The sequence below is a fragment of the Streptomyces subrutilus genome (genome assembly GCF_001746425.1).
GTDB classification, from domain to species: domain Bacteria; phylum Actinomycetota; class Actinomycetes; order Streptomycetales; family Streptomycetaceae; genus Streptomyces; species Streptomyces subrutilus_A.
The window spans coordinates 6,698,652-6,708,974 of sequence record NZ_MEHK01000001.1 but is presented as its reverse complement, the minus strand read 5'-3'; the positions used below and the strand labels follow the sequence as shown (position 1 = coordinate 6,708,974).

6 protein-coding genes and 1 pseudogene are annotated in these 10,323 nt (G+C 75.5%); 3 read left to right on the top strand and 4 right to left on the bottom strand.

Annotated elements, in window-relative coordinates; all coding sequences use genetic code 11:
* Nucleotides 1–151: 151 nt before the first annotated feature.
* Nucleotides 152–5,092, bottom strand: a complete 4,941-nt coding sequence (locus BGK67_RS30565; RefSeq protein WP_432215491.1) for a DNA-binding protein — start codon at nucleotides 5,090–5,092, stop codon at nucleotides 152–154.
* Nucleotides 5,089–5,955, bottom strand: coding sequence for a DUF4132 domain-containing protein (locus BGK67_RS30560; RefSeq protein WP_069923103.1), 867 nt, complete (start codon nucleotides 5,953–5,955; stop codon nucleotides 5,089–5,091). The genes BGK67_RS30565 and BGK67_RS30560 overlap by 4 nt, the downstream gene beginning before the upstream one ends.
* A gap of 199 nt (nucleotides 5,956–6,154) precedes the next feature.
* Between BGK67_RS30560 and BGK67_RS30555 the strand changes: the two genes are divergently transcribed.
* Together BGK67_RS30555 and BGK67_RS30550 are read left to right on the top strand one after the other, a co-directional pair.
* Nucleotides 6,155–6,886, top strand: a complete 732-nt coding sequence (locus BGK67_RS30555) for an HNH endonuclease family protein (RefSeq protein WP_244291358.1) — start codon at nucleotides 6,155–6,157, stop codon at nucleotides 6,884–6,886.
* A complete protein-coding gene (locus tag BGK67_RS30550; protein ID WP_069924223.1) occupies nucleotides 6,883–7,164 on the top strand; it encodes a hypothetical protein in 282 nt (93 codons plus the stop codon). Before BGK67_RS30555 ends, BGK67_RS30550 begins: the two co-directional genes overlap by 4 nt.
* Nucleotides 7,165–7,192: 28 nt before the next feature.
* Here the strand turns inward: BGK67_RS30550 and BGK67_RS30545 are convergent, their stop codons facing one another.
* The gene (locus BGK67_RS30545; RefSeq protein ID WP_069923102.1) at nucleotides 7,193–7,726 is read right to left on the bottom strand and encodes a GNAT family N-acetyltransferase; all 534 of its coding nucleotides are present in this window, start codon (nucleotides 7,724–7,726) and stop codon (nucleotides 7,193–7,195) included.
* A gap of 158 nt (nucleotides 7,727–7,884) precedes the next feature.
* Between BGK67_RS30545 and BGK67_RS30540 the strand changes: the two are divergent.
* Nucleotides 7,885–9,149, top strand: a pseudogene (locus BGK67_RS30540) (sulfite oxidase).
* 8 nt (nucleotides 9,150–9,157) lie between these two features.
* Here BGK67_RS30540 and BGK67_RS30535 read toward each other — a convergent pair.
* Nucleotides 9,158–10,321, bottom strand: a complete 1,164-nt coding sequence (locus BGK67_RS30535; RefSeq protein ID WP_069923101.1) for an alpha/beta hydrolase family protein — start codon at nucleotides 10,319–10,321, stop codon at nucleotides 9,158–9,160.
* Nucleotides 10,322–10,323: the final 2 nt, after the last annotated feature.

The window sequence follows — 10,323 nt, the reverse complement described above, 5'->3', positions numbered from 1 at the left end:
CGGAAGACGAGCAGCCGGGGCGCGGCACACCCCCGCCCCTCGCCCCGCGCCCCCGTCGGAAAGCGACGGGCGAGGGACGAAGGGCCAGGCATGCGCCGCGCCGGGACCGCCGCGGTACGGAGACGGGCCGGGCCGTCGGGCCCGGCCGGGCTCACCCCCTGCGGGCGCGGCCGCGCGTGCGCTTCACCTGGAGCTCCTCGAAGCGCGGGGAGTCGCCCTCGCGGACCCGCTGCCAGGCCTTGCGGTAGAGGTCCGCGGCCGGCTCGACGGGTACCAGCGGCACCAGCAGCCGGTGCCCGTACATCGAGAGCTTCCACTGCTCCACCGGAAGCACCGGCGAGGGCATGTCCGCCCAGCCGCCCGGCAGGAACAGCGAGCGCCCGGCCCGGCTCCGGCCGGCCGACACCACCAGGTCGGTGGCGGCCAGTTCGGCGCGGGCGGCCTTGAGGCGGGCCGGCTTCCCGCCGGGCCAGCGCGCGGGGTTGCGGTCGGTGGGGTCGGGCATGGCGAGCAGCATCAGGTAGAGGGTGGCCGCGTCGGCGCCGAGCCCGAGTTCCCCGGCGGCCTGCGCCACCAGGTCGGGGACCGAGCGGCCGGGGTCCTGCGGCCACCAGGTGCCGTCCTGGTCGACGGTGCCCGCCGCCGGGGCGCCCGGGTCGGCGAGGAGGGCGGCGAAGCGCGGGTCGACGGCGGTGCGCAGGGCCGTCTCGATCGCGGAGGGTCGCTGGTCGTCGCCGCGCAGGACGGCCAGGTAGGGGTCGGAGCCGGTGGAGTCGAGCAGCGCCGGGCGCAGCGCGGGCCGCGGCCGGTGGTCGTGGGTGGCCATGACCACCGCGCCGTAGCGCTCGAAGCCCTCGCCGGTCTCGGTCGGTGTGCCCGCCGCCTTCCGGAAGTCGGTGAGGTCGGCGTAGTGCCCGAGCTCGAGGAGCAGTTCGGGGGCGGCGAGCCGCTGCCGTACGGCCGTCAGCGCGGGCGGCAGGGCGGCTCGTACGGGGTCGCCCGCGGGCAGCCGGTGGGCGAGCCAGGCCATCGTGCCCAGGGCGGCGGTCAGGACGGCCGAGGTGAAGGGGCGGGTGGCCGGCTCGCGGGGCTCCACGTGGTCGCCCTTCACCGTCCACGCCACATCGGCCGAGAGCTCCGGGGAAGCGGCCGGGTCGAGGAGCGCGGACAGGGCGCGGGGCACGGCCCAGCCGGTGCGCAGCGCCCGCGCGCCCTCCGTGAGCAGCCAGTCGGGTACCGGCGTGCGGCGGCCGACGCGCCGGTTCCACATCTCGGCGGCGGCGGCCGCGTCGGGGCCCTCGGTCCACAGGAGGGCCGGGTCGGCGGGCAGCAGCGCGGCGACGACGGCCCGCCGGACCTCGACGTCGAGGCTCTTGAGCTCGTCGCGGGCGTGGGCCGCTTCGGTTGCCTTGACGCCGAGGAGGGTGCGCAGTTCGGGGGGGAGGAAGTTGCTCGCCCAGCTCTCGACGGAGGGCAGGGCGGCGACGACGAGCCGGGCCAGTGCCGTGGAGACCCCGGTGAGCCGGGCGAACTCCTCCGCGGCTTCGGGGCGGAAGGGCGCGGGGCCCCGGTCGGCGGCTTCGGTGAGGAAGCGTGCCAGCCAGTCGGGGCCGCGCTCGGGGTCGCCCACCGGGGCGTCGCCGCGCAGGGTGTAGGGACCGGGGACGGTGAAGCGGCCGGCGGGGTCGTGGAGCAGGGCGCCGAACTCGTGGCCGTCGGGGACGGACGCGGTGTGCTCGGTCGTCGCGAGGACGGCTCCGCCGCCGAGCGGGAGTACGGCGCGCAGGTGGACGTGGCGCTCGGATCCGTCGGGGTCGCGCAGGTGGCGCCGGTCGAGGTGGACGAGGACCCGGCGCCAGCGGTCCGCGGAGCCCTCGGCGGAGGCCAGGCCCGCCGCGTCGATCTCGCGGAGCAGGCTGACGAGGGCGGCGCGCTCCTCGTCGGTGGTCCCGGCGGCGACGGCGCGGTAGGCGACGGCGGCGGGCTGGTCGAGCAGCGGGGTCCAGGGCAGCGCGGAGTAGGGCAGTGCGGGCACGTCGAAGTGCAGCCGGCCGGGTACCGCGGCCGCCTCGGTGTCGGCGCGGGCGGCGGCGAGTTCGCGCAGGAAGCGGTGGGCGGCGTCGGTGTCGGCGCCGCGGCGGTAGTAGCCGGTGCCCGTGAGTCCGCTCAGCGCCTGGTCGATCAGCTGGTCGGTGGGGCCCTGGGGGCCGGTCTCCGCGGCTCCGGCGTCCTGGCGCAGCCGGGCGGCGATCTTGTCGAGGGCCTTCTGCTGGACGAGGGTGAACCGCAGGACCTCGATGATGCCGCCGGTCAGCGCGGGAGCGGTGACCTGGGGCAGGGCCGCGTTCACCAGGGCGGGCAGGTCGTCGGCCTTCTCCGCCGCGGCGGCGGACTTGAGCAGGGCGGCGACCGTTTCCCGGTCGGCGGTGCGCAGCGCGGCCGAGCCCTCGGGGTCGCGGGGGCGCAGGGCGTACCAGTGGGAGAGCGGGGGGAGGTCGACGCTGCCGGTGGAGAAGGGCACGCGCCGCTCGTCGTCGCGCGAGGTGGCGGTGACCACCCCGTCGGGGTCGCTGATGCGCAGCTCGCGGTAGTGGGCCGACAGGGCGCGCGGCCGTTCGTCGCCGGGGAAGGCGAGCGCCGCGAGCGGCATGTTGGCGCCTTCGGGGGCGGTGACGGTGCGCCCGCCGGTGTCGGTTCCGCGCCAGCCGTCGCCGGGGACGCGGGTGGTGCGCCAGCCGAGCAGGCCGTCGGCGGGTGCGCCGAGCACCGAGTCCGGCACGGTGGGCGCGGGCCGCAGCCGGCAGGAGGACCTGGCGTGCGACGGCTGCCCGCCGGAGGCGGTGTCGGTGAAGAACGCGGGCAGGGAGAACCGGCCGAGTTCGCCGGTGGCGGGGTCGTACTCGCGCCAGCCCCGCTCCTCGGCCTGGTCCCTGTGCTGCCATACCCAGTACGAGGTGCCGTCGGACAGCATGGCCCGCTCGTCGGGCAGCTTGGTGTCGCCGCGGTGCAGGATGCCGCCGCCGGTGGCGCGGCCGCCGCCTGGGAGCGGCAGGCTCAGGTGTTCGGAGCGCAGCTGCCAGTGCCGGCGGTCGGTGTCGAGGGTGAGGACGGTGTCGGGCGAGGTGTGCCAGTAGCCCTGGGTCTCGTTGGTGTTCCAGGAGTTCCAGAAGACCAGCAGTTCGCCGTCGACGTAGTGGAATCCGTGGCTGTATTGGTTGCCGTGGGGGATCCGCAGGTCATGGGTGAGCACGGTGGAGTCGGCGTCGATGACCCGGGCCTGCGTGGAGTTGGCGACGATGAGGTGGGGCCAGGCTTCGACGACGGTCAGGCCGCGCCGGTCCCGGGTGGCCAGTTCGGCCACGGCGCTCTCCCAGGAGGGCCAGGAGAGTTCTTCGAAGAGGCCGCCGCGCAGGGTGCGGGCGAGGGTTTCGGCGAGGTCGGCGGCGGCCGCTTCGGCCACCTCCTCGGGGGCGAGTTCGAGGGCTTCGACGGGGAGCCAGGTCAGGCGCTGGATGGCGTCGGGGACTCCGGGCAGCCCGGCGGCGGTGGAGGCGCGGGCGACGCCGCGCACCCACTCGGTCAGCAGCGGGCGGCCGCCGGGCGCGGCGGCGACGCACCGGATGACGTCGTCTCCGCTCTCGCCGAGGCTGTTGAGCGCGCGGTGGAAGGCGGGGTGGAACCGCTCGTCCGCGGCGAGGGCGAGCAGGTCGCGGCGCTGCTCGGAGCCGGCCCAGTCCACCAGGTTCAGCCGGTCGTGGCGGTGCCTGCGATCGCTGGTGTCGGGGTCGGCGATGGGGACGCCCAGGGTGAGCAGCAGGTCGAGGAAGTCGGCGTCCTGGACGCCGACGCGCAGGCCCGCTTCGCGGCCGGGCCGGGCGAGTTCGGCGCGCAGCTGCGGTGCGCAGCGTTCGACGAGGTCGAGGAGGACGGCCGGCGTGGTGCGCCGGCCCCAGCCGGCGTGGCGGGCGGCGTGGAAGCGCTCCAGCCAGCCGGCGGTGCCGTCGGCGCAGCGCTGGTCGGCGGGAACGTCCTCGGATTCCAGGCCGGCGGTGGCGCCGGACCGCTCCAGGACGTCCAGCCACAGGCCGGTGAGCTCGACGCTGTCGCCGCCGCCGGGCGGGGTCAGCCCGAGGAGCGTGCCGCGTACGGAGGGCACCCGGCGGGCCAGCTCGACGAGGGCGGCGCGGTGGGCCTTCCACCAGCCGAGCGGGGCGCGCAGGGTGGCGGGCAGGGGCAGCAGTTCGGCGAGGTAGTCCTGCTCGGGTTCGGTGCCGGCCAGGCCGGCGGCCCGGGCCAGGCGGCGCAGTTCGGTGGCGGCCTGGGCGGAGGGCGGCAGCCCTCCGGCGGTGCGGCGCACGCACAGGCGGCGGAAGCGCCGGTAGGCCTCGGCGGGGCTGACCCGGAGGGCGAGTTCCCTGCCGTAGCCGGTGAGGACCTTCACGGGGAGGGCGCCGGCCAGGGCGAATTCGAGGAAGACGGCGTCGAGCCGGTCCTCGTCGACGCTCAGGCCGTGCTGGGCTTCGGCGGCGCGGGCGCGGCCGAACAGCTGGGCGGCGTAGGTGGTGTTCTCGACGGCCAGGAAGGTGCGCGCGGCCTGCTCGTGGAAGACGGGCAGGAAGTGCGGCACGGAGGCGGCGAGCCGGCCGGCCAGTTCGAGGCAGGCGTCGAGGGCGGCCTTGGGCTTCGTCTTGGCCTGGCGGCTGATGCGGTCGAGTTCGGGTACGACGGCGAGGGCGTGGTGGCCGTCCTCGGGGTGGTGGACGAGGACCCATTCGGGGAAGCCGAGTGCCTGGCGGTGACCGAGGCCGACGACGGGCGGCTCGGCCTGCTCCGGTACCAGGCCGAGGAACCCGGCGGCGAGGTCCTCGGCCGCGCCGAGCTCGGCGGCGGCCAGCCGGACGACGACGCGGTCGTCACCGAGGGCGGGGTGGCGGTAGGAGCGCGCGGTCAGGTCGACGGCGGTGCGGCCCGCGTCCGGGGTGCCGAGCGGCAGCACCGCGCCGGCCCTGAGCAGCAGTTCGGCCTCGCTCACGGGCGCGCCGTCCTTCCCGGTGTCCGTGGTGCTGGTGCTGGTGTTGTCCGTGGTGCTCACGCGTCCCCGCCCTCCTCGATCTTGCGCCCGGCGTACAGTGCCGCGGCCATCCTCATGCCCTCGGACCAGGCCACCGGTCCGACCTCGGCCGGGCGCACGGTCCGGCCCTCCCCGTCGTGCCAGGTCAGTGCGCCGGTGCTGGTCTCCTCGTCGTAATAGGGCTCGCCGATCCACACCGCGGCCTCCGTGGCCCGGCCGGTGTCGCGGACCTTGCAGGTGGCGTAGCCGCCGGAGACCCGGTAGCCGAGGCCCGTCGCCCGCGCGGCGAGGCTGAACCGGTTGGGGAACACCCCGCCGGCGTAGTCCTTCACCTCGGTGGCGGTGTCGGCGAGCCCGGCCGGCTTCTGCCAGGTGGCGCGGTGGATCTGCTCGACCCGCTGCACGATGCCCAGTTCTGCCGCGAAGTCCCGTACGTCCTCCAGGTCGGGCAGCAGCACGGGGTGCGGCAGCAGCACCGTGCGCGGCGACAGCCGGACGGTCTCGCCGTCGAGGTTGACCACCTTGAGCTCACCGGACTCGGTGGCGTCCCGCAGGAAGCCCACCTCGTCCGGGTCGTCGCCGACGACGGCCAGGTCGCGCAGGGCGCTCTGCCAGGCCTCGTCCGGCCACACCCGGGCGAGCAGCGCGGTCGGCACGGGCAGCGAGGACACCATCCAGGTGTCGACCTGGGCGACGCAGGCCGCCTCGTGCCGGTCGAGCCATTCGGCGAGCCGGCGCAGCCGGTCCACCTCGGGATGGTCCTTCAGCGCCTTGGGCAAGGTCTTCAACTGCCGCCCGGCGGACCGGCCCGTGGCGGACCGCGCCGCCACCCGCCCCTCCACGAGGGCGATCTCGTACCCCTCGCCCGCTGCCACCCATGCCATCAGCCCGTGTCCCTCCGCCTGTCCCGGCCCTGTCCGCGCAGCCCGGACAAGGGGGTGGTGACCCCCCTGAGCTGCGGTATGCCGGGAGACTAGCGAGCGCCACTGACAACGCCCGCCGGAGGGTGGGTGGTCGGTTCTTTGTCCGGTTCTGGGTAGTGTTCAGGGGACGTTGACACGCAGTCGGTTGAGGGTGGGGTCCATGGTTCGTCAGATACGGGCGTCCGGTGCGGTGCTGGCGGCCTCGCTGCTGCTGGCCCTGGCCGGCTGCGCCGATCCGGCCGTCCCCGGCGCGGACAAGGGCGCGGGCCCCGGCCCCGGGGCGTCGGCCACGCGCGGTGCGCCACCCGCCCCGGGCGGCGCACCCGCCGGCGGGGACGTACTGCCCGGCATGGTCACCGAGGCCGTGGCCCGTACGCAGCTGGCCGCGCTGAAGGTGGCGCCGGTCGGCACGATGGCCGGGTACAGCCGGGACAAGTTCACGCACTGGGCGCAGCAGGGCGACAAGTGCGACACCCGCGAGGTCGTCCTCGAGCGGGACGGCACCGACGTGAAGCGGGACGCCGAGTGCCGGGCCGTGTCCGGCGCGTGGAAGAGCTTCTACGACGGGGTGGCCGTCACGGACGCGGCCAGGATGGACATCGACCACGTGGTGCCCCTCGCCGAGGGCTGGCGCTCCGGCGCGGCCGGCTGGGACGCCGCCCGGCGCAAGGCCTTCGCGAACGATCTCGCCCACCCCCAGCTGCTCGCCGTGACCGCCGCCTCGAACCGGTCGAAGGGCGACCAGAGTCCCGACCTGTGGCAGCCGCCGGACAAGTCGGCCTGGTGCCAGTACGGGCGGGCCTGGACCACCGTCAAATCGGCCTACGGGCTGACCGTCACCGGACCGGAGAAGAAGATGCTCGCGACCATGCTCGACACGTGCGCCTCATGACCGGCGGACAGCGGTGGCGGGACGAGGTGCTCGCCGGGCCGGGCGGCGCCATGACCGACGAGGTCGGCGTCATCACCGGCCCGCTCACCCTGTGCACCACGGCCGTGGACGGGGGGCTGGCCCGGTTCGAGGTCCAGTACAAGGACGCCGACGAGTGGTACACGCTCACCGGCAGCCCCCGGCCCCACCACGGCGACCCGGCCGCCCTGCACGCGGCGGCCCTCGAAGCGGTCCGCGCGGGCCACGCGGCCCAGGCCCCGGGAAGCACGCCGGGCTAGATCCGTCGGCCGGACCGGCCCGTGGGCCTCAGGCCTCGTACTCGGTGAGGTCGATGGCGTGGATCCGCAGGAGGTGGCCGTACTCGGGGTGCGCGGTGTCGCGTTCGGTGACCATGCCCAGCTTGCGGATCACGTTCTCGGACTCCTCGTTGCCGACCCGGTTCACCGCGACGACCCGGTCCAGCCCCCGGTCCTGGAGGGCGTACTCCAAGGTGGCGTGGGCGGCCTCGGAGGCGTAGCCCTGGCCCCAGTACTGGCGGCCGAGGCGCCAGCTGATCTCGACGGCCGGGAGCACCTCGGGCAGGTACTCGGGCACCGACAAGCCGACGACGCCGATGAGCTCGCCCGACCCGAGGAGCTCGACGGCGAAGAGGCCGAAGCCCTCCTCGTCCCACTCCTCCTCCCAGCGCTCGATGTCCTCGGCGGTCTCCTCGAGGTCGCGCACCGAGCCGTCGCCGATCCAGCGCATCACCTCCGGGTCCCCGTTGATCTCGGAGAGGGGGACGAGGTCGTCGTCGGTCCAGCGGCGCAGGATGAGGCGGGGGGTGAGGATCTCGGTCATGCGGCCCATCCTGCCGAACACTGGCGGCCGACGGTAATCGGGTCCCGGCCATTGCGGTCGTGTTGCGGGTTCGTGGCCATCGGGGCGGGTAGCTTCCGGCGGCCTACCGCCGGGCCTACCGTCCGTCGGGAACCCTGACCAGCAAGGAGTGTCCCCGCATGCCCCTCGACCTGTCGGACGAGAGCCGGTACGACCGCGCGCGCCTGCGCCAGTGGGCGCGCGGCCGTGCCCGCTCCGCCGGAGTGGACCGCCGCGACCTGCTCAGGCTGTTCGCGGCCGGGGCGGCGGCCGGGGCGGTGGGCCTGGGATCCGCCGGCGCCGCGGCCGCCGCCACGGACCCGGCCGCCGTGCCCGGTACGGTCAAGCCGCTGCCGCCGGAGCTGTTCACGATCCGGGGCACCAACGCGGAAACCAATTTCGCCGCCCTGCGCGGCACCGGCCCGCTGACTCCCGTCGATCGGTTCTTCGTACGGAACCACACCTCCACCCCGCGCATCGATGCGGACTCCTGGCGGCTCACGGTGTGGGGCGACGGCCTGGCGGGCGGGCCGGTGGAATTCTCGTACGACCGGCTGCGCGCGCTGCGGGCGGTGGAGCGGACGGTGTTCATCGAGTGCGCGGGCAACGGCCGCAGTTTCTACACCACGCAGCAGGGCGAGCAGGTCAGCGGCACCGCCTGGACCCTGGGCGCGATCGGCGTCGCGCGCTGGCGCGGCGCGCGGCTGTCGGACGTGCTGCGGCAGGCGGGTGTGACGCGCGCCGCCGTCGACGTGCTGCCGCGGGGGCTGGACGACGAGGTGGTCGCCAACGGGGTGAATCTGGGGCGGGTGCGGCGCCCGCTGCCGGTGTCGAAGGCGCTGGACGACGTCCTGCTCGCCTACGAGATGAACGGGCAGCCGCTGCCGCCCGACCACGGCGGCCCGGTCCGCCTCGTCGTACCGGACTGGATCGGCATCTCCTCGATCAAATGGGTCGGGGACATCGAGGTCGGCGACGCGCCGCTGTACTCGCCGTGGAACACCGACACGTACCGGCTGTTCGGGCCCGCCTACGCGCCGGAGGGGGCGCCGATGGGCCGGCAGACCCTCAAGAGCGCCTTCGAGCTCGCGCTGGGGGCGTCCTGCCCGTGCACCGGACGCGGCTGCTGACCGGGCGTTCCTGGTCGGCGGCCGCGCCGGTGGAGCGGGTGGAGGTCAGCACCGACGGCGGTGTCCGCTGGCAGCGGGCCCGGCTGCACGACGCGCCGCGCCGGGGCAGCTGGGTGCGCTGGTCGGTGCCGTGGACCCCGCGGGCCACGGGTGCCACCGCGCTGCTGGCCCGGGCGACCGACGCCACCGGGCGTACGCAGCCCGCGACGACCCCGCACAACACGCAGGGCTATCTGTTCGACGCGGTCGTGCGGCACCCGGTGACGGTGGTCTGAGCGGTCGTTCAGGGGGTGTGGAAGCGGACTTCCGGCGCCTCGGGGGACGGACCGTCCAGGAGGGGCTGGGGCCTGCCCTTGAGGTGCTGGTCGAAGAAGGCGGCGACGTAGCGCCGGGTCAGCTCGACGGAGCGGTCGCCGGGCAGCGGGGCCTCGGGGTCGGGCAGGCCCAGCTGGTCGGCGAGGGCCGGGAAGTCGCTGAAGGTGAAGTGGCCGGAGTCCGCGAAGGTGATCCAGCGCTTCCAGCCGTCGAGCCGGGGCCAGCCGCGGTCCCAGCTCTCATTGCCCCCGGGGACGCCGTCCTGCGCGCCGAGCAGCATGAAGGGGCGCGCGTCGATTCCGGTCTCGGGGACCGGCGTGGCGAGTCCGCCGTCCATGTTGATCCCGGCACGGACCCTCGGGTCGGCGGCCATCGCGGCGAGCGCCGAGGCGCCGCCGATGGAGTGGCCCGCCATGGCGATGCGGCTCGTGTCGATGAGGCCGGCGTGGCGCCAGGCGGGGTGGCGGCCGGTGAGGCGGTCCAGGAGGAAGGACACGTCACGGGCGCGGTTGTCGCTGACCTCCCGCATGGGGGTGCCCGCTTCCGTCTTGTCGCAGGCCAGGCACTTCAGCACGCGCCCGCCGGGGAAGGCGGTGCCCACGCTCTCGTACGCGTGGTCGACGGCGGCGACGACGTATCCGCGGGAGGCGAGGTCCTCGGCCAGCGCGGTGAGGGTGGAACGGTGGACGGTGAAGCCCGGGGAGAGCACGATCAACGGGTACCGCCCGGCGAGGGGCCGGGCCTGGGAGCGGGCGTGCACGGCCGTGCCGGCGAGGGCCTTGACCCGGATCTCCTGCTCCAGCTCCCGGTCGGCCAGCAGCAGCCGGGCCTCCTCGCGGGTCAGGTAGCGCACGGGGCCGCCGGTGCCCTTCTGCGCCGGGTAGCGCAGGGTGACCATCAGCTCGCGCGGCCCGGACCCCGCCCACGGGTCGGTACGGTCGCGGTCCACGAGGTGGAGCGTCTCCTGCCCGACGGCGAAACGGCCGGTGGGGCGCGGGAGTTCCAAGGCGGTGCGGCGGCTCTCGGCCGCGGACGGGGCGTCGGCGGCCGAGGCCGTGCCGGCGGCCGCGAGGGGAAGCGGCAGGAGGAGGGCGAGTAAGGCCGCGGCGGTGGCGGTTCGGCGTCGCTTCATGC